Here is an 18,420-nt window from a genome sequence, read left to right as displayed (position 1 = left end):
CCGGGGCGGGGCGGACGAACGTAGGACCACCCCGCCCCGCCCCGCCTCCTGCGATCCCCGATGCTCGACGCCGCCCTCGCTGACCTCCGCACGCTCGCCGACGCCGTGCTGGCGCTCGCGCTGGGCGGGGTGGTCGGGTGGGAGCGCGAGCGGAAGGGGAAGGGCGCCGGCCTGCGGACGATGATGCTCGTGGCGCTCTCGTCGTTCCTGTTCGTCGAAGTCAGCGTGGCCGCGGGCGCCGCCGCCGGCGGGGGCGTCCGCGTCGACCCGGTGCGGGCCGTCCAGGCGATCGCGGCCGGCCTCGGGTTCCTGGGCGCCGGCATCGTGTTCCGCGACCGCGAGCGCGACCGGACGCGCGGGCTCACGACGGCCGCCTCGCTCCTCGTCGTGGCGCCCATCGGGATCGCCGTCGCGCTCGACCGCTACGTGCTCGCCGTCGGCGCCACGGTCCTCACCGTCCTCGTGCTCGGCGCCGCCGAGCGCCTCGAACGCCGCGTGGAGCTCCGCCGTGGCTAAAGTCCCCATCCCCGACACCAACGACGACCTCCTCGCCGAGTGCGACGTCGAGACGATGAGCGCCGGGACCAAGGGCGGCCAGCGGGCGAACAAGGTCGAAACGGGCGTCCGCCTGACGCACCGGCCGACCGGCGTCCGCGTGCAGAGCCGGTCGTCACGGAGCCAGTTCCGCAACAAGGCCCTCGCCGTGGCCACGCTCCGCGAGCGGCTGGAGGAGATGAACCGGCCCGTCAAGGTCCGCCGGCCGACCAAGCCGACGCGCGGCTCGAAGCGGCGCCGGATCGAGGCCAAAAAGCGCCGGTCCGAGAAAAAGGCCAACCGGCAAAAGCCCGACTGGTGACCGACTGTCCCTGCGCGTCCGCGCCCGCGCCTCCTGCAACAACGAAGCGTGGGGGAAAATGCCAAGCCGGTCTTTAGCCGTCCCCCTCACCCAACGATCACGTCTCCCGAGGAACCCCCTCCACCCCGCCCTCTACGATGGCGGTAGCGTCTCGCCTGCTTTTCATCCCACTCCGCTCTACATGCCTTTTGCAACCCCCCGCTGGATCCCGCTCGCGGTAGCCCTTCTCGCCGGTCCGGCCAGCGCCCAAGTCCCGACGACCGTGTTCACGGTCAACTCCGCCGCGGACGACGCCAACGCCCGCGACCGGACGCCCGGCGACGGCGTGTGCCTGGACACCTTTACCGAGTCCAACCCGTCCGCCGAGCCCCGCTGCACGCTCCGGGCGGCCGTGGACGAGGCCAACGCGACGCCCGGCCCCGTCGTCATCAACCTGCCGGGGCAGCTCGCGGGCGGCGTCTCGGGCACCTACACGCTCTCGCGCGTGGCCCCCAACGTCGCCGCGGAGACGTACGAGGACGGCAACGCCTACGGCGACCTCGACCTGGGCGCCGGGGCCGCCGCGTTCTCGTCGCTCACGATCCGCGGCACCGGGACGCCCGGCCCGCAGGTCACGGTGAGCCCGAACGACCGTGTGTTCCACCTGCTCTCGAACGAGGTCCGCATCGAGCGCGTCACGATCACCGGCGGCACGGCGCAGCCCGGCGCCAACGGTGTTTCGAGCCCCGGCCCCGGCCAGTCCGTGGACGGCGCGGACGGGGCCGACGGCGGGTGCGTGCTCGTCGCGGCGGGCGTGACGGCCCTGCTCGACCAGGTCTCGGTCAACAACTGCGCCACGTCGAGCGGCGGCAACGGGACGGCGCCTTCGGCTGGGATCGCCCAGACGCGCGGCGGCAACGCCGGGCGGGGTGGCGACGGCGGCGGCATCGCCAACTACGGCGCCCTCACCCTGCGCCGGAGCTTCGTGGCGCAGAACGAGACGGGCGACGCCGGCTCGCCGGGCTTCGGCACGGCCCCGTCGAGCGGCGCCCCGGCCGATGGCGGCAACGGCGGCTCCGGCGGCTCCGGCGCCGGCGTCTACAACGAGGGGACGCTGAGCGTCGAGCGGTCGACGATCGCGAACAACGTGGCCGGCGACCCCTCGGCCGGCGCCGCCGGCACGAACGGCGGCCAGGCCGGTGCCGAAGGCGAGGGCGGGGCGGGCGGCGGCGTCGCGAGCGTCAACGGCGGGGAGACCACGCTGACCAACACGATCGTCGCGTCGAACACGGCCGGCAGCGACACCCGCAACGACGGGACCACGACGGCGGCCACAAAGCAGCCGGGGTCCGACCTCTACGACGGGTCCGTGGCTGACGACGACGCCGGGCCGGGGCCGAACCCGTTTACGACCGGCCTGCTCGTGGACCGCGGCTTCAACCTGATCGGGACCAACAGCTCGGTCGAGGCCGGCTTCCCCGACGTCCAGCCGGGCGCGGCCGTGGACCAGAACGGGAGCCGCATCGGGAGCGGGCAGGCCAGTGACGCGACCCGGATCAACCCGGTCGTCATCGGCGCCAACCGGGGCGCGGGCTACGCCGTCACGGCGTACGAGCTGGGCGCCGCGAGCCCGGCCATCGACGCCGCCGACCCGGCCATCGGGGCCGACGCGCCGGCCCTCGACGGCCGCGGCTTCCTCCGCCCGGGCATCCGCAGCGGGGACGAGCGGGCCGACATCGGCGCCTTCGAGTTCGCCTCGCGGCCGGTCTCGGGCGACCTCGTCATCAGCGAGGTCGACGCCGTCACGCCGCCGCTTGGCGAGGGCGACGCCGCGGAGTTCGTCGAGATCCAGAACGTCAGCGACGTTCCGGCTCAGCTGGCCGACTACGCCCTCGTCTTTTTCAACGGAGCCGACAACCTGGCCTACGCTCAGTTCAACCTCCAGGGCGTGCTCGCGCCCGGTGAGGTCTACGTGGTGTCGGACCCCGGCGTCGCGGCAGCCAACCAGGCCGTCCTCGGCGGCGCCCCCAACGACGTCGTCGACGGGAGCGGGGCGGTCGCCCTCTACCTCGGCAAGGCGAGCGACTACCCGAACGGGGCCGCGGCCGGCCAGAACGCGTCGACGCGCGCTGACGTCCTGATCTACGACAACGCCGTCACCGCGAGCCGCCGCGCCGCGCCGTCCGGGAGCCTAGCGAGCGCCTTCGGCGTGCCCGAGGACCAGGTAGCGTCGGGCGACACCGAGGAGGCCTCGATCCAGCGGACCGGGAACGGCTCCTACGCGGCCGCCCCGCCCACGCCGGGCAGCGCCAGCGCGGGCGGCGGCGTGGCCGGCGAGGGCGGTCCCGACGAGGCGGTCGACCTGGCCGTCACGTCGGCGCCGAACCCGACGTCGGGCCGCGCGCTCATCGCGTTCGGCGCCGCCGAGGCCGGAGACGCCCAGGTGGCGGTCTACGACGTGCTGGGCCGCCGCGTGGCCGTCCTCGCGTCCGGCCCCGTCGAGCGCGGCCGCCACGAGGTCGCGTTCGACGCCTCGGGCGTTCCCTCCGGCGTCTACGTCGTGCGCGCCACGGTCGGCGATGAGACCCAGACAGTCCGGATCACGGTCGCCCGCTAAGACCGCCGGATCTGAGCTCCCTGCGCGGGGGCGGGCCTCCGGGTCCGCCCCCGCGCGCCGTTTGGGAACCCCGCTCGGAACGGGCGGGGCGGCCGCTCGGAACGGGCGGGGCGGCCGCTCGTCTGTCTACGCCCCGCCCGTCACCGCCCCGCCCCACCGTCATGGCCGACCACGGCAGCCGCATCAAAAACGACGACGCGTACGAAGCGCTCCGCGACAAGGGCTACTCCACGCACAAAGCGGCGGCGATCGCGAACGCCCAGGCCAACCCCGACATGCACCCGTCGGAGAAAGGCGGCCACGCCAAGGCCTACGAGGAGTGGACGAAGGACGAGCTGCACGACCGCGCCAAAGAGCTCGGCGTCGAGGGCCGGAGCCGCATGACGAAGGCCGAGCTGATCGGCGCCCTCCGCACCGGGTAGCCGCGTGACGCCCCGCCCCGCCCCCGCTCTGCCGGTCCACGTCGGGTTCGTCGCGCTCCTCCTGCTCGCCGGGTGCGCGGGCGTCCGCCCCGCCCCGCCCGAGTCGACCGGCGCGGGCCTCGTCCCGGTCCTTCGCGTCGAGGCCGGGCGGGCGGACACGCTCGACGCCGCCCCGCTCGGGGCGGGCGGGGCGGCCGCGTTCGGCGCGCACCCCGACGTCCAGGTCGCGCCGGCCGACGGGACGCGCGTGGTCGTGCGGCCGCGGGCGGGGTGGGCCGGCGTCGCCCTCGTCCCGTTCCGCGCGGGCGGGGCGGACGGCGTCGTCGCGGTCGTGGGCGGGGCGCCGGGCCTCCGCCTGCGCTTCGTCGGCGTGGACGCCGGCGACCCCAGCCTCGTCGAGTTCGCGCTCGACCAGGACGGCGGCGGGGCGCCCGATCTGGACGAGGAAGAGGGCGTCGTCGCGCTCGTCGGCGACCGCCCGTTCGGCGACAACGCGATCGACGCGTTTCAGGACCGCGTCGTCCTCGACCTCGACGCGGCGGGGGCGGGGCGGCAGACGGTCCGCCTCGCGGCGCGGGCGGACGGGCGCGTGTCGAACTGGGTCGCCATCGAGGTCGCGGACGGCCGGTTTGTGCGCGAGGTGCGGGCGCGCGTCGTCGGGCCGCCCCGCCCCTAGCCCCGGAGGGTGCGAGGTACCGGGTACGGAATCCGCTGCCGGCTCTGGGGAACGATGCGCCTCCCCGCCCCGCCCCCAGGCCTCTATCGTTCCTAAAAAGCACTCCAGGGCCGTACCTCGTACTGAGTACCCCGTACCTCCCCGGAGGGGGCTCTAGCCGTCAGCGAACTGGGCGAGGGCGGCGCCCGAGAGGCGCATCCCGGTCCACTCCGTCTGGGCCTCGGCGCCCAGGCCCTCGTAGAAGTCGATGGCTAGGCGGTTCCAGTTGAGGACCACCCAATCCATCCGGTCGGCCCCGCGCGCGACGGCCTCGGCGGCGACGGCCCGGAACAGGGCCAGCCCGATCCCCTTGCCGCGGTGCTCGGAGCGGACGAACAGGTCTTCGAGGTAGACGCCCCAGTTGGCGCGCCACGTAGAGTAGGCGGGGTAGAACAGGGCGAGCCCGGCGGCCTCGTCGCCGTCGAAGGCGAGGAGCGCCGAGAGGGCCGGCGCGGCGTCGGGCGCGAGCGCGGCGCGGACGGCCTCGGGCGTCGTGGCCACGTCGCCCGGCCCGGCCTTTTCGTAGGCGGCGAGGTCGAGGATCAGGCGGCAGACGAGGTCGGCGTCGTCGGGCGTGGCGGGGCGGAGTGTGCCCGCGAACGGAGAGGTCGGCATGGGTCGGGTTAGGTGGCCGCCCCGCCCGTGCAGGCGGGCGGGGCGGGGCGGCTACGGGAGGTAGCGGGCGACGGTCGGCGGCCAGTCGGGGCTCTGGACCCGCTCGAGCACGGCGCGCGTGACGGCCTCGCGGAGGTCGCTCCCCTGCGGGGCGGCGAGCGCCCACCGCTCGTATTCGAACCCGGTCGTCTCGACGCGGAGCCCGCGGTCGGTCTCCGACGTCGCCACCTTCAGGCGCGGGACGGAGTCGACGAACAGGTCGAGCGAGTCGGCCTCGACGGCGTCCAGGCCGGCCGCGAGCGACGGGTACGGCCGCGCGGTCACGCGGCTCTCGGCGAGCACCGCCTCGGCCGCCGAGCCCGCGACGACGCCGACGCGCTCGCCGCGGAGGTCGTCGGGGAACGACGCGCCGCCGCCCGAGCCGCTCCCGATCCCGAGCGCCGAGACGAGGGCGGCCGTGAGCGCCGACGTCACGGCGAGCGAGACGATCATCCAGACCAGCGCGAGCGCGCGGCCGCCCGTCGTCTGCGGGACGGTGTCGCCGTAGCCGATCGTCGTCATCGTCACGCCGGCCCACCAGAACCCGTCCCAGATGCCAGCCTTCTCCTCGCGGATCTCGTTCTCGTCCTCGTGCCGCTCGATGCCCCACATGGCGAGCCCGATGAGGAACAGGAGGACGACGAGGCCGAGCGCGATCTTGAAGAAGGTGGGCGAGAAGAACCGCTTTGCCACCTCGGCGATGCCGCTCCCGGTCTCGCGCGCCATGCCGAGGCGGGCCGAGTAGAACGGGGCCGTAAAGTCGACGCGGTCCTCGTCCTCGGCCGTCATCGTCGCCACGGCGAGGTCGGCCGCCCCGCCCGCGACCGCGGCCACGGGGTCGTCCGCGCGGACGAACTGGACGCTCCGCCCCAGCTGCGTGCCCACCTCGCGCGCGAGGTGGACGCCCAGGCCGTCCCACGTGCTGTCGGTGCCGGCCTCGACGAACGGGGGCGCCGGCGCCACGGCGACCCGGAGGTCCCCGCCGGACGGGGCGGGCGGGGCGGTCTGCGCCGAGGCGGCCGGCGCGGAGGCGAGGAGCAGGACGAGGGCGGGCAGAAGACGGATCACGAGGCGGAGCGGGGGGAGCCGCCCAACCTACCCCGCCCCGCCCACGGCGTGCGCCGAAGGCCACGCCGGCTCACGCCGATCCTACTTCGTCCGCCCCGCCCGCACATGGAGTCTGCGCGTGGAGAACGGGCGGGGCGGGGCGGGATCAGTTGAAGCGCCGGTACTCGTCGTCGTCGTCGTCGAAGTCGTCGTCGTCGTACGAGCCCAGCCCGGAGAGCACGGAGCCCATCATGTCGGCGTAGCTGGCGCCGTCGTCGGCCACCTCCTTGCCCACGAGCGAGTGCTGGTGGAGCATCTCGAGCGCGAGCTCCATCACCGACGCCTTCTCGGCCGGGCTCGACGGCTGCGTGTGGGCGTCGACCAGCTTGCCCAGCCCGTCGACGCGGTCGAGCGCCTTGGCGTAGTCGGCGAACGGGAGGTCGCCGTCGAGGTCGACGGCGTTCCCCTTCGAGAACCACCCGAGCACCTCGCTGTAGGCGGCGCGGCCGCCGCTCTCGCCGCTCCCCTTCTCGGCCGGGTCGGGGAGGTACGTCTTCATGATCGCCGCGACGGCCCGGCCGACGAGCGCGCGGGCCACCTCCTGGGCGCCCTCCTGCTCGCCCTCGTAGACCAGCTCCACCTTGCCCGTCACGGCCGGCTCGACGGCCTCCAGGTCCGACGCCCGCGCCGTCGTCTCGGCCTCGCCGTTGAGGAGCGCCCGGCGCTCGGCGGCCGAGACCAGGTCTTCGAGGGCCGCCCGCGTCAGGCGCGCGCTCACGCCCGACTTCTGGTCGACGTACTCGGACGCGCGGGCCTCGAACGCCACCTGCTCGATGATCTCGCGGAACACGTGGGGGATGTGGACGGCCGGCGTCTCCGGCGCGCCGTCGCCGCCGGCCCGGTCGTCCCACGCCTCCTGGCGCGTGATCTCGACGCCGATCCCCAGCTCGCGCGGGTAGTGCGTGAGGATCTGCGAGTCGATCCGGTCCTTGAGCGGGGTGATGATCGAGCCGCGGTTCGTGTAGTCCTCCGGGTTCGCCGTGAACACCATGAGCACGTCGATCGGGATGCGGACGTTGAACCCGCGGATCTGGATGTCCTGCTCCTCCATGATGTTGAGGAGGCCGACCTGGATGCGCGGCTGGAGGTCCGGGAGCTCGTTGATCGCGAAGATGCCGCGGTGCGTGCGCGGGATGATCCCGAAGTGGATGACCTCCTCGTCGGCGTACGTCAGCTTGCGCGTGGCGGCCTTAATGGGGTCGATGTCGCCGATGAGGTCGGCGATCGACGTGTCGGGCGTCGCGAGCTTCTCGCCGTAGCGGGCGGACCTGTGGAGCCACGTGACCGGCGTCTCGTCGCCCCGCTCGGCAACGAGGTCGCGGGCGTACTTCGAGACCGGCGCGAGCGGGTCGTCGTGGATCTCGGACCCCTCGACTTCCGGCACCCACTCGTCGAGGAGCGACGGGAGCATCCGCACGATCCGGCTCTTGGCCTGGCCGCGGAGCCCGAGCAGGATAAAGTCGTGGCGGCCGAGGAGCGCGTTCTGGACCTGCGGGATGACCGTCCGGTCGAACCCGAGGATGCCGGGGAACACGTCGTCGCCCGCCTTCAGGCGCTGCACGAGGTTCGCGCGGACCTCGTCCTTGACCGAGCGGGGGCGGTAGCCGCTGGCCTTGAGGGCGCCGAGCGTGGAGATGTCGGGGGCGTCGGTCATCGAATGCGTGGTGTTGGATCGTTGGGGACCTGCACGCCGGCCGCCGCGCGCCGTTCCTCCCCGCCCCGCCCGGCGAAACGGGGGCGGGGCGGGCGGGGCGGAGCAACCTGGGGCGGGGCGGCCTGCCGGCCCCCGACAACGGCGCGCGCGCGGCCGGCCGTGCCTGGCGCGCGGCCCGACAACGCGGCGAATTCGGCGGCGCCCGCCACGCTCGGCGTCCGGCCCATCCAGAGCCACCCCGCCCGGCCGTCCGGCGCCGTGACGCGCGCCCACCACTGCTGCTCGGGGGCGGTCGCTTGGCGGAGCGCGGCGCCCGGGTTGCTGCCGGCGTCCGAGAACCCGATGCGGCCGCCGTGCCACACGCGGAAGCTCCCCTCGCCCTCGTAGTCCAGCACGAGGACCGTGTCGCCTGGGGCGAGCGGGGCAGGCTCGCCGCGCGGCACGAGCAGGTCCGTCGGCCGCGTCGCCACGGATGTCCCGACGCGCGTGAGGAGCGCGAACCCGCCCGACGCGTCGAGCCCCGTCCCGGCGGGGACCGTGAAGGCGGCGCTCGTCGAGTCGCCGCCCCGCCCGTAGACCGTCGTCTCGGCCGAGGTGGTCCAGGTCCCGTAGGTGCAGCCCTCGAACGGACACGCGCCGTCGACGCGGAGCGGGGGGGCGGGCCGCTCGGCGAGCTCGCGGGTCTGCGTCGTGATGGCCAACGTGTCGGGCGCCGCGTCGAGAGGGGCGGCAGCGGGCGCGTCGGCCACCCCGCCCGCGCCGCCGGCGGGCGGGGCGGGGTCGGCGCACGCGGCGAGCGCGAGCGCGGCCAGGGCGAGCCGGGCGGGGCGGGTCATGGCGAGGCCGGGGGCGGGGCGGGCTCGGGCTGCGGCGTCCAGCGGTACAGCACGACGCGGCTCGCCGGCGCCTGGAGCAGGCCGGGCGGGCGCGACAGGAGCACGGCGATCTCGAAGGCTCCGCCGGTCTCCCGCACCGCGAGGTCGAGCGGGTACACCTCCTCCGAGCGCTCCGCCCCCACGAGCACGCGCTCGAGCCGCCCCGCCCGACTGTACACGTCGACGCGGAGGTGGTCGCCGCGGAGGTTGAGGACGAACAGGCGGTCGCCGAGCGGGGCGGCGCTCGACGTCAGCAGCGGCGGCTCGTCCACGTCGCCGCGGACGTACTGGGCCGAGCGCGTAAGCTGCGGCGAGGCGAACCCGACGAGCGCGAGCGTGTCGAGCGGGGCGCCGGGCGCGGCGCCGGGCGCGAGCACGTCGACGACCGGGCGGTAGCCCGAGAGCGCGGCGAGCCGCCCGCCCCACGCGCGCAGAAACCCGATGGACCGCCACGGTGGGCCGGTGAGCGCGTGCCGCGCCACGACCGCCCCGCCCTCGTCCAGCACCTCGACGGCGCCCGGCGGCGCCTCCTCGCCCGAGCCGCCGCCGGTGCGCACGGCCATGAGCGAGTCGGTCACGAGCGCCGCCGTCGCCCCGGGCGGGGCGGGCACGGCGCGGACGACGCCGCGGCCGGGGACGGCCCACCGGAGCTGGTCGGCGCCGCGCGCCAGCACCACGACTGTGTCGCCGCGCACGCCGGCGAGGTACGGGTAGTCGCCGCCCAGGTCGACGCGGCCGGCGTCGGCGCCGTCCGCGCCGAGCAGGCGGGCCGCCCCGCCCTGCGTCTCGACCACGGCCACGCCGCGGCCGTACCACCCGAGCGACGTGGGCAGGTCGAGCGCCGGGCTCGCCTCCCACACCACGTCGAGCGTGTCGACGGGCGCCGCGGCGGCGAGCGCGACCGAGGCCGAGTCGGCGGCCGAGACCGAGCGGTCGAGCTCGCGCTGGCTCGACGGGAGGCACCCGGCCAGGGCCACCGCCCCGCCCGCGACCAGCAGCAGGAGGCCGAGCCGGGCGGGGCGGAACGGGGCGGGGCGGGCGCTGGCGGGGCGGGGCGGGCGGGTCACTCGGCGCGGCCCAGCCGGAGCGAGACGTCGAGCGGGCGCCCGTCACGCACGACGCCGAGGCGGACCACGTCGCCGGCGCGGAGGTCGACGAGGCGCTGGCGGATGTCCTCGTTCGAGGCGATCGGCTCGCCGCCGACCGAGCGGACGACGTCGTACGGGCGGAGGCCGGCGGCCTCGGCCGGGCTCCCCGGCTCCACGCTCCGCACGATGAGCCCGCGGACGTCGTCGAGCCCGAGCGCCCGGGCGATCTGCGGGGTGACCGCGTTCACGCTCAACCCGGTGTAGAACGAGCGGTCGACGGAGCCCGACGTACGGAGCTCGGCGACGACCTGGCGGATGCGCCACGACGGCACGGCGAACCCGATCCCGACCGACCCGCCCGAGCGTGAGAAGATGAACGTGTTCATCCCGATCACGTGGCCCAGCGCGTTCACGAGCGGCCCGCCCGAGTTGCCCGAGTTGATGGCCGCGTCGGTCTGCACGAGGTCGCGGAACGTCCGCCCGTCCTGGGCCGGGAAGTCGCGGCCGATCGCGCTGACAACGCCCACGGTGACCGTGGGCTCGGCGGCCTCGAACAGGCCGAACGGGTTGCCCAGCGCCACGACCCACTCGCCCACGATGGCGTCGCCGGCCTCCTCGTACGAGAGGTACGGGAGCGCCGCGGGCGGGTCCACCTTGAGGAGCGCGATGTCCGTCTGCGGGTCGCTCCCGACGAGCTCGGCCGGGAGCTGGCTCCCGTCGGGGAAGGCGACCGTGATCTTGGTCGCGTTCCCCGCCACGTGGTCGTTGGTGACGATGTAGCCGTCGGGCGAGACGATAAACCCGGACCCGACGCCCTGCACCTGCTGCTGGTACACGCGGTCGGGCACGCGGCGCCCGAAGAAGCCCGCGAACGGGTCCCGCACGCGGACGTTCTGGACCTCGATCACGTTGACCGACACGACGGCCGGGCTGGCGGCCTCGACCGCGCGCGTGATGGCCGTCCGCCGGCTCGACAGGATCTCGCCGTCGGCCGGCGGGGCCTCGACGGCGAGCGGGGGCGGGGCGGCCTGCTGGGAGTGCGCCGTCTGCTCGCACCCGGCGAGCAGGGCGACGAGGAGCAGGGAGAGCGTGCGCATGGGGGGCGGGGTGGGCAATCGGCAACCTACGGGGCGCCCGCCGGCCGGTTTCTCGGGCGGGGCGGGCTCACGAACGCTTGGAACGGGCGGGGCCGCGTGCGCCGCCCCGCTCTGCCGCCCCGCCCGGCGCCGCCCCGCCCGACCGCCGACGCGGCGATCTTGGCCGCCCCGTCCCCCGCCCCGCCCGCGTGCCCGCCCTCTCCCGCCGCTTGTCCCGGAGCGCCCTCGTCGGCTTGGTCGCGTGGAGTGCGCTCCTGTTCGTGCCGCTGGCGGGCGGGGCGGCGCACGAACTCGGCGCGCACCTCGTGCTGCTGGCGCCGCTCGTGCTCGTGCCGCTCTACCTCGACGCCGCGCTGCCGGCCTCGTTCGAGCGGCGCACGGACCCCGCCCTCGCGGCGGCCTCGTGGCTGATCCTCCCCGGCGCCCTCGCCGCTGCGGGCTCGTTCCTCGTCCCCGTTGGAATGTGGGCCGGGGCGCTCGTGGTGCCGTGGGGGCTGGCGACCGCCGCCGTCGCCGTGTGGGCGCTGCGCGGGGCGTGGCGGCGCCACCAGGCCGGCACGCTCGACGCGGCCGAGGTCGTGCTCGCCGCCGGCTTCGCGTCGCTCCCGGGCGGGGCGGTCTGGCTCGGGTTCGCGCGGGCCGGCATCGACCCCGGGCCGTACGGGCCGCTCGTCGTGCTGCTCACGGCGGCCCACTTCCACTACGGCGCGTTCGCGGCGGCGGTCTGGAGCGGGCTCCTCGGCCGCGCGCTCCCGGCGGGCAGCCGGCTCCGCCCCGCCTGGGCCGCGACGGCGGCCGGCTTGGTCGTCGGGTTCTGGCTCGTCGCGTTCGGGATCGCCGCGTCGGGCGGACCGGCGGGCGGACCGGCGCTCGAAACGGTCGGCGTCGCGCTCCTGACGGCGTCGGCGATGGGGACCGGCGCGCTGGGGGTCGCCCTCGGGCCGACGCTCGCGGACCGCTGGGCGGGGCTTATGGTGGCCGTCTCGGGCGGGGCGCTGGCGCTCGCGATGGGGCTCGCCGTGTGGTTCCACCTCGGCCCGCGCCTCGGGATCGCGTCGCCGGACGTGCTGTGGATGCTGCCGCGCCACGGGTGGCTCAACGCGGTCGGGTTCGGGCTGTGGGGGGCGCTCGGGTGGCGGCGGCTCCGGCCTCGCCCCGCCCGCGCCGCCGCGCCGGCCGCCCCGCCCGTCGCGCGGGCCGCGTAAGGCGACCGCCCCGCCCGGCCTCCAGGGGCGGGGCGGTCGCCCCCCGTTCTCCCTCCCCCCGCTCCTCTGGACGACCTCCTCGCCCGCACCGTCGTCGTGATCCCGGCCCGTGACGAGGCCGCCTCAGTCGGCGCCGTCGTGGCGGCGCTGCCGCCGGTCCGCGAGGTGGTCGTGGTCGACAACGGATCGCGCGACGGAACGGCGGCCGTCGCCCGGGCCGCCGGCGCGACCATCGTGGCGGAGCCGCGCGCGGGGTACGGGCGCGCCTGCCTCGCCGGCCTCGCCCACGTCGCCTCTAGCGCACGGGCGGGGCGGGCGCCCGATGTCGTCGCCTTTGTCGACGCCGATTTGTCGGACCGGCCCGAGGAGCTGCGCGACGTGCTGGCGCCGATCGCGGCGGGCGAGGCCGACCTCGTGATCGGGAGCCGCCGGCTTGGGCAGCGCGCCGGCCGCGTCGAGCGGGGCGCGTTGCTCCCGCAGGCCCGGTGGGGCAACGCGCTCGCGTGCTTCCTTATCCGGGCGCGGTGGGGCGTCCGCTTTACGGACCTCGGCCCGTTCCGCGCCGTCCGCTACCCCGCCCTCGTCGGGCTCGGCATGGCCGACGAGACGTTCGGGTGGACCGTCGAGATGCAGGTCCGCGCCGTCCGCGCCGGCCTCCGGTGCGCCGAGGTGCCGGTGGGCTACCGCCGCCGCGTGGGCCGCTCGAAGATCACGGGGACCGTGAACGGGACGGTCCGGGCCGGCGCCAAGATCTTGTGGACCGTCGGCCGCCACGCGCTGGCGCGGCGCCCTCCGTGACCGCTCTGTGACCACCCCGCCCCGCCCGCCGCGGGCGGGCCGGAACGGCGGGGCGGGGCGGGCCGTCCTCCGGTGCGAAGAGGGCGACTGAATTCCGATGGAAGCGCTTCCGAAAGCGGCCTCCCCTATCTTCCCCCTGCCAAACGGCTCCGCAGGCTCGGGACACCCACCCCGCCCCCGCAGGCCGTCCGGCCCTTCCCCACCCTCCCCCCCGCCCATGTCGACGCCCCGCATCTGGTTCAACGGCGAGCTCGTCGCCCACGACGACGCCACCATCCACGTCCTCTCCCACGTCGTCCATTACGGGTCGTCCGTGTTCGAGGGGATCCGGGCGTACGACACCGACCGCGGCCCGGCCGTCTTCCGGCTCCGCGAGCACATGCGCCGGCTCGTCGACTCGGCCAAGATCCACCGGATGGACCTGGGCTACAGCGTCGACGAGCTGTGCGAGGCCGTCGTCGGGACGGTGGCCGACAGCGGGCTCGACGCGTGCTACATCCGCCCGGTCGCGTTCCGCGGGCACGGGAAGATGGGCGTGAACCCGCTCGGCGCCCCGGTCGAGGTCGTCGTCGCGGTGTGGGAGTGGGGCCAGTACCTCGGCGACGAGGCCGTCGAGCAGGGCGTCGACGTGCAGGTGTCGTCGTGGAACCGCCCTGCCCCGAACACGCTGCCGGCGATGGCGAAGGCCGGCGGCAACTACCTCGGCGGGAGCCTGATCAAGATGGAGGCCGTGCTCAACGGCTACTCCGAGGGCATCGCGCTGAGCGTGGACGGCTACCTCTCCGAAGGGTCGGGCGAGAACCTGTTCCTCGTCCGCGACAACGTGATCATGACGGCGCCGTCGACCATGTCGATCCTGCCCGGCATCACGCGCGACTCGGTCATGCAGATCGCCCGCGAGCGCGGCTACACGGTCGAGGAGAAGATCCTCCCCCGCGAGGCGCTCTACCTCGCCGACGAGATGTTCTTCACGGGCACGGCCGCCGAGGTCACGCCCATCCGCTCGGTCGACCACTACCAGGTCGGCGAGGGCCGGCGCGGGCCGGTCACGGAGGAGCTCCAGACGGCCTACTTCGAGGCGCTCCGCGACACGGCCAACCCGCGCGGCTGGCTCACGTTCGCCCGCGAGGCGCCGGGCGGGGCGGCCGGCGACGGCGCGGCGACGAGCGGCACGCCGACCGTCGGAGAGACGGCCTAACCCTCGTCTCCTGCAACGTTGGGCGCCCCGGCACAGCTGGGGCGCCCTTTTTCTTGGCCTGTTCCCCGCCTTATTCCGGGCGGGGCGGACCGACCTTTTGCCGCCCCGCCCACTCGTCTCCTCGCCTGTGTCTCTCCGCCCCGCCCTCTCGTCGGCCCTCCTCGGGCTCGCCCTCCTCGCCGGCTCCGCCTCGGCCCAGCCGATGCAGACGGCCGCCCCGCCCGCGCACGGGGCGCTCGCGCCGGCGCCGGGGGAGGCGGCGCGCGTCGCGTTCGACGTCCGCGCCCGGGTCGACAACGAGGTGCCGGGCTGCACCGGCGTCGTCGACCCCAGCGCGCCCGACGCCGTCGTGGACTGGGGCGGCGGCGACTTTAGCGTGTGGACGCGGGCCGCGTTCGACGCGACGTTGCTCGTGGCCCAGCCGGACGGGTCGTGGACGTGCAACGACGACGCCGAGGGACTCATGCCGGTTGTCACCGTGGGCGGGGCGGCCGCCGGGCGCTACGCGGTCTGGGTCGGCTCGTACGCGTCCGACCCGGACGAGCCCGCCGTGGCCCTCTACGCCGGCGCGGCCCCGGCGCTGGCCCTCGACGCCACCGCCCCGCCCGCGGCGGGCGACGTCGACGCGGCCGCCGGGTTCGAGGCCGACCGCGGCTCCATCGAGATCGCCGTCCAGGCGGGCGGGGCGGACTGGATCGGCTCCCTCGGCTCGGAGTGCCGGGGGTTCGTCGACGCCGCGCGGCCGACGGCGCGCGTGCGGTACACGGCGGCCGAGGCCGCCCCGCTCGTGGTCGCGGCGTCGACCCCGGGCGACGACGTCCTCGCGGTCCTCGTCCAGACTCCTGACGGGACGGTCCTGTGCAGCGACGGCGGCTACGCCCTGGCGCTGCCCGTCGTCGTGGACGACGCCGCCGCGGGCGACTACGCGGTCTGGCTGGGGACGACGAACGGGGACCCGGAGCCCGTCGACGCGCGGCTCGTCCTGTCCGAGACGGTGCCCGAGAGCGTCCTCGACGAGCGGGCGCGGAACCTGCCGTACTCGGAGGGGACGTACACCGTGCTCGACCTGGACGCCCGCCCCGCCCCGCTCGTGCTGGGCGCCGAGCCCGTCGAGGCCGCTTACCTGATCCAGCCCACGAGCCCCAACCCCGTCAGCGGCCGCGCCTGCACGGGCTACCTCGACGTCGCGCCGACGACGGCGCTTCGTTTCGATGTCGAGGGGCCGGTCACCGTAGCGGCGACGGCCGCCAGCGACGCGGACCTCGCCCTCACCGTGCGGACGCCGGGCGGGACGTGGCTGTGCAGCGACGACTCCCAAGGGCTCGACCCCGCCGTCCAGTTCGACGAGACGGAGCCCGGAGACTACCTCACCTGGGTGGGGACGTTCGGTCCGGCCACGGCGCCCGTCGCGGTCGCGGTCGCGGCGACGCCCGGCGCGCTCGCCGTCGAAGACGACCCGGCGAGCGCCGTCGAGTCGACCCCGCAGTCGCCGGGCTCCTACGCGGGCGACGCGATCCGGCCGGGCGGGGCGGCCGTCGTGGTGAGCGCGCTCGAGACCGAGGCCGCGGTCCTCGCCGGCGGCCCGGTCTCCAACCCGGTCGACGGCGACGTGTGCCGCGGCTTCCTCAGCGAACGGCCGGCGGCCGAGGTCCAGGGCTCCGGCCCGCTCACGATCTCTGCCACGGCCGGCACCGACCTCACGCTCGTCGTTCGGACGGCCGACGGGGCGTGGACGTGCAGCGACGACGCCGACGGGACCGACCCGAGCGTCACGGTCGACGCCGCGGGCGGGGCGGCGTCGGTCTGGGTCGGGACGTTCTCGCGCCTGCCGGCGCCCACGCCCGCCCGGCTCCGCGTGGAGCGGGGCGGCGAGTAGGGCGAGCACGGGCGGGGCGGCGCGCGTGACCCTTTCGTGAGCCCTGCGCGGCGGGGCACCAGGAGCATCGGCCTGGCGTTTCCTCGGCTCCCTTTCCTCCGGGCTCCCCACACCACGGCCATGCGCGTTTCGCTCCTCCTTGCCTTTGCCGGCCTCCTCTTCGCGGCCCTCCCCGCCCAGGCGCAGCCCAACTCCAAGGCGGCCCCGAAGGCGGGGACGCTCACGGCCGCAGCCGAACCGGCCTCGATGTCCATCCAAGCCGGCGGCCCCGACCGCAACGGGGTCCCCGGCAGCGGGTGCTCCGGGTTCATCACGAACGACGCGCCGACGGCCGTCGTCCAGGCCGAGGGCGGCGGGCCGCTCGCGATCTACGCGACCTCGGACATCGACACGACGATCCTGATCGCGGACCCCGCCGGCCGCTGGCACTGCAGCGACGACGCCAACGGGAGCAACCCGGGCGTGAGCTTCGCCCGCGCCGACGCCGGCCCCTACGCGGTCTGGGTGGGGACGTTCTCGCCCGAGGCCGCCGGCGCCGCCGCCCAGCTCTCCGCCGTCCGCGGCGAGCCCCGCTGGTAGCCGCCGCCCCGCCCCCGACGACGCACGGGCCGCCCCTCACGACGGGGGCGGCCCGTTCTACTGTTGGCCCGCCCGCATCCGCTCCAGGAGCGCCGAGAGCGTAGCCAGGTCGTCGTCCGAGAGGTGCTCCGTGACGGCCTCCATGACGCGGTCGACCGGGCCGTCGAGCGTCGCGAGCGTGTCGAGCCCGTCCGGCGTGATGGCGACCTCGACCACGCGGCGGTCGTGCTCGGCGCGGCGGCGCTCGACGAGCCCGTGCTTTTCGAGCCGGACCAGCAGCCGCGTCACGTCGGGCGTCCGGTCGACGAGGCGGTCGCCGATGTCGGAGCACGCGAGGCGGGCGGGGTGGCTGCCGCGGAGGATGCGGAGCACGTTGTACTGAGCCTCGGTGACGCCGTGCGGCGCGAGCGCTGCGGCGATCTCGCCCGATACCCACGACTCGGTCGCGAACACGTTCAGGACGGCCTCTTGCGCGGGCGACGCGAACTCGTGCTGCTGGATAAGGTCGGCGAGGGTCACGGGGCGGCCGTCGGTGAGGCCGTCGTACCCGGCAGGGTCAGGACCGAGTTCCGCCCCGCCCGACCGCCCCGCCCGCCGTGCCGGCCTCAGCGGCGTCGTCCGAGGCCGCCGAGGGCGGGGCGGCCGCGGGGAGCGCGAACGAGAACGTCGACCCATAGCCGACGCGGCTCTCGACGTCGAGCCGCTGGTCGTGGGCTTCGAGGAGGTGCTTGACGATGGCCAGCCCGAGCCCGGTCCCGCCCTCGGCCCGCGACCGGCTTTTGTCGACCCGGAAAAAGCGGTCGGTCAGGCGCGGGAGCGCGTCGGCCGGGATCCCGATCCCGTCGTCGACCACGGCCACGCGGACCTCGCCGGTCGGGCGGAGCCGGGCCGTGAGCTCGACCGAGCCGCCCCGCTCGTTGTACTTGAGCGCGTTCTCGGCCAGGTTCGCCAGCACCTGCCGCACGCGGTCGCGGTCGCCCACGACCGGCGGGAGGCCGGGGGCGGGGCGGGCCGCGAGCCCGACGCCGCGCGCGGCAGCGGCCGGCTCCAGGCCGTCGACCACGTCGGCTAGGACCGCGGCGAGGTCGAAGGCGGCCCGGTCGAGCACGAGCTGGCCGGTTTCGAGCTTCGAGATGTCGGAGAGGTCGCGCGTCAAGGTTTCGAGGCGGCGCGCGTTCGAGAGCACCTTCTCGACGAACCGCCGCCGCACGCGGTCGTCGTCGAGGGCGCCGTCGAGGAGCGTCTCGGCGAACCCGGCGATCGCGAAGATGGGCGTGCGGAGCTCGTGGCTCACGTCGCCCAGGAACTCGCGGCGATAGCTCTCGACGCGTTCGAGCCGCTTGATCTCCTCCTGGAGAGCCCGCCCCGCCCGCCCGACTTGACGGGTGAGCGCGTCGAGCTCGTCGCGGTCGTCGCGGCGGGTGCCCGGGAGCCGGGCGAGCGCGTCGAACCGCCGCTTGCGGGCGTCGCGGAGCGTCCGCCGCGCCAGGTCGAGGCGCTCGGCCACCTGGCGCGAGACGGCCACGTACGTGGCCACGCCGGCGACAGCTGCCAGCGCGAGCCCTGCGACCGCGCCCGCCCCGCCCGCGCCGAGCGCGAGGGCGCCCGCGACGCCGGCGACCGCGACCGCGCCGGCCACGGCCACGGCGACGCGGAGGGACAGGCGGTGGAAGCGGGGCGGGGCGGGCATCGCGCTCGGG

General features: G+C 75.8%; 18 protein-coding genes. 10 read left to right on the top strand and 8 right to left on the bottom strand.

The annotated features are described in order from the left end of the window. Positions 1-60 precede the first annotated feature (60 nt). From RM540_RS01000 to RM540_RS00980, 5 genes are all read left to right on the top strand, one after another. Positions 61-516, top strand: a complete 456-nt coding sequence (locus RM540_RS01000; RefSeq protein ID WP_311661333.1) for an MgtC/SapB family protein — start codon at positions 61-63, stop codon at positions 514-516. After that, positions 509-856, top strand: coding sequence for a peptide chain release factor-like protein (locus RM540_RS00995; RefSeq protein ID WP_311661331.1), 348 nt, complete (start codon positions 509-511; stop codon positions 854-856). Before RM540_RS01000 ends, RM540_RS00995 begins: the two co-directional genes overlap by 8 nt. A 181-nt stretch (positions 857-1,037) precedes the next feature. Beyond that, a complete protein-coding gene (locus tag RM540_RS00990) occupies positions 1,038-3,452 on the top strand; it encodes a T9SS type A sorting domain-containing protein (protein ID WP_311661329.1) in 2,415 nt (804 codons plus the stop codon). 161 nt (positions 3,453-3,613) lie between these two features. Continuing rightward, positions 3,614-3,874: a DUF7218 family protein gene (locus RM540_RS00985; protein WP_311661328.1), complete on the top strand. Its 261-nt coding sequence runs from the start codon at positions 3,614-3,616 to the stop codon at positions 3,872-3,874. Positions 3,875-3,878: 4 nt separating this feature from the next. Next, on the top strand, positions 3,879-4,550 hold the full coding sequence (locus RM540_RS00980) for a hypothetical protein (RefSeq protein ID WP_311661326.1): 672 nt from the start codon (positions 3,879-3,881) through the stop codon (positions 4,548-4,550). A 153-nt stretch (positions 4,551-4,703) separates the two neighbouring features. Here RM540_RS00980 and RM540_RS00975 read toward each other — a convergent pair whose 3' ends face one another. From RM540_RS00975 to RM540_RS00950, 6 genes are all read right to left on the bottom strand, one after another. Further along, positions 4,704-5,204: a GNAT family N-acetyltransferase gene (locus RM540_RS00975; RefSeq protein WP_311661324.1), complete on the bottom strand. Its 501-nt coding sequence runs from the start codon at positions 5,202-5,204 to the stop codon at positions 4,704-4,706. Positions 5,205-5,255: 51 nt separating this feature from the next. Beyond that, on the bottom strand, positions 5,256-6,311 hold the full coding sequence (locus tag RM540_RS00970; RefSeq protein WP_311661323.1) for an ion channel: 1,056 nt from the start codon (positions 6,309-6,311) through the stop codon (positions 5,256-5,258). 145 nt (positions 6,312-6,456) lie between these two features. Continuing rightward, complete coding sequence (locus RM540_RS00965) at positions 6,457-8,004, bottom strand: magnesium chelatase ATPase subunit I (protein ID WP_311661322.1); 1,548 nt, start codon at positions 8,002-8,004, stop codon at positions 6,457-6,459. Then, complete coding sequence (locus RM540_RS00960; RefSeq protein WP_311661320.1) at positions 8,001-8,840, bottom strand: hypothetical protein; 840 nt, start codon at positions 8,838-8,840, stop codon at positions 8,001-8,003. The genes RM540_RS00965 and RM540_RS00960 overlap by 4 nt, the downstream gene beginning before the upstream one ends. Next, complete coding sequence (locus tag RM540_RS00955; protein ID WP_311661318.1) at positions 8,837-9,946, bottom strand: hypothetical protein; 1,110 nt, start codon at positions 9,944-9,946, stop codon at positions 8,837-8,839. Before RM540_RS00955 ends, RM540_RS00960 begins: the two co-directional genes overlap by 4 nt. Continuing rightward, positions 9,943-11,064, bottom strand: a complete 1,122-nt coding sequence (locus RM540_RS00950) for a S1C family serine protease (RefSeq protein ID WP_311661316.1) — start codon at positions 11,062-11,064, stop codon at positions 9,943-9,945. The genes RM540_RS00955 and RM540_RS00950 overlap by 4 nt, the downstream gene beginning before the upstream one ends. A 188-nt stretch (positions 11,065-11,252) precedes the next feature. Between RM540_RS00950 and RM540_RS00945 the strand changes: the two genes are divergently transcribed. From RM540_RS00945 to RM540_RS00925, 5 genes are all read left to right on the top strand, one after another. Then, a complete protein-coding gene (locus tag RM540_RS00945; RefSeq protein WP_311661314.1) occupies positions 11,253-12,269 on the top strand; it encodes a YndJ family transporter in 1,017 nt (338 codons plus the stop codon). 96 nt (positions 12,270-12,365) lie between these two features. Beyond that, the gene (locus RM540_RS00940) at positions 12,366-13,067 is read left to right on the top strand and encodes a glycosyltransferase family 2 protein (RefSeq protein WP_311661313.1); all 702 of its coding nucleotides are present in this window, start codon (positions 12,366-12,368) and stop codon (positions 13,065-13,067) included. 217 nt (positions 13,068-13,284) lie between these two features. Further along, complete coding sequence (locus tag RM540_RS00935; RefSeq protein ID WP_311661312.1) at positions 13,285-14,265, top strand: branched-chain amino acid transaminase; 981 nt, start codon at positions 13,285-13,287, stop codon at positions 14,263-14,265. Between the two features lie 127 nt (positions 14,266-14,392). After that, complete coding sequence (locus RM540_RS00930) at positions 14,393-16,141, top strand: hypothetical protein (protein WP_311661310.1); 1,749 nt, start codon at positions 14,393-14,395, stop codon at positions 16,139-16,141. A gap of 120 nt (positions 16,142-16,261) precedes the next feature. Next, positions 16,262-16,720: a hypothetical protein gene (locus RM540_RS00925; protein WP_311661308.1), complete on the top strand. Its 459-nt coding sequence runs from the start codon at positions 16,262-16,264 to the stop codon at positions 16,718-16,720. A gap of 57 nt (positions 16,721-16,777) precedes the next feature. Here RM540_RS00925 and RM540_RS00920 read toward each other — a convergent pair whose 3' ends face one another. Continuing rightward, a complete protein-coding gene (locus RM540_RS00920) occupies positions 16,778-17,239 on the bottom strand; it encodes a MarR family winged helix-turn-helix transcriptional regulator (protein WP_311661306.1) in 462 nt (153 codons plus the stop codon). 37 nt (positions 17,240-17,276) lie between these two features. Further along, positions 17,277-18,410, bottom strand: coding sequence for a sensor histidine kinase (locus tag RM540_RS00915; RefSeq protein WP_311661304.1), 1,134 nt, complete (start codon positions 18,408-18,410; stop codon positions 17,277-17,279). Positions 18,411-18,420 lie beyond the last annotated feature (10 nt).

Source organism: Rubrivirga litoralis, from assembly GCF_031846415.1.
GTDB classification, from domain to species: domain Bacteria; phylum Bacteroidota; class Rhodothermia; order Rhodothermales; family Rubricoccaceae; genus Rubrivirga; species Rubrivirga litoralis.
This window is presented reverse-complemented; position numbering and strand designations above follow the sequence as displayed.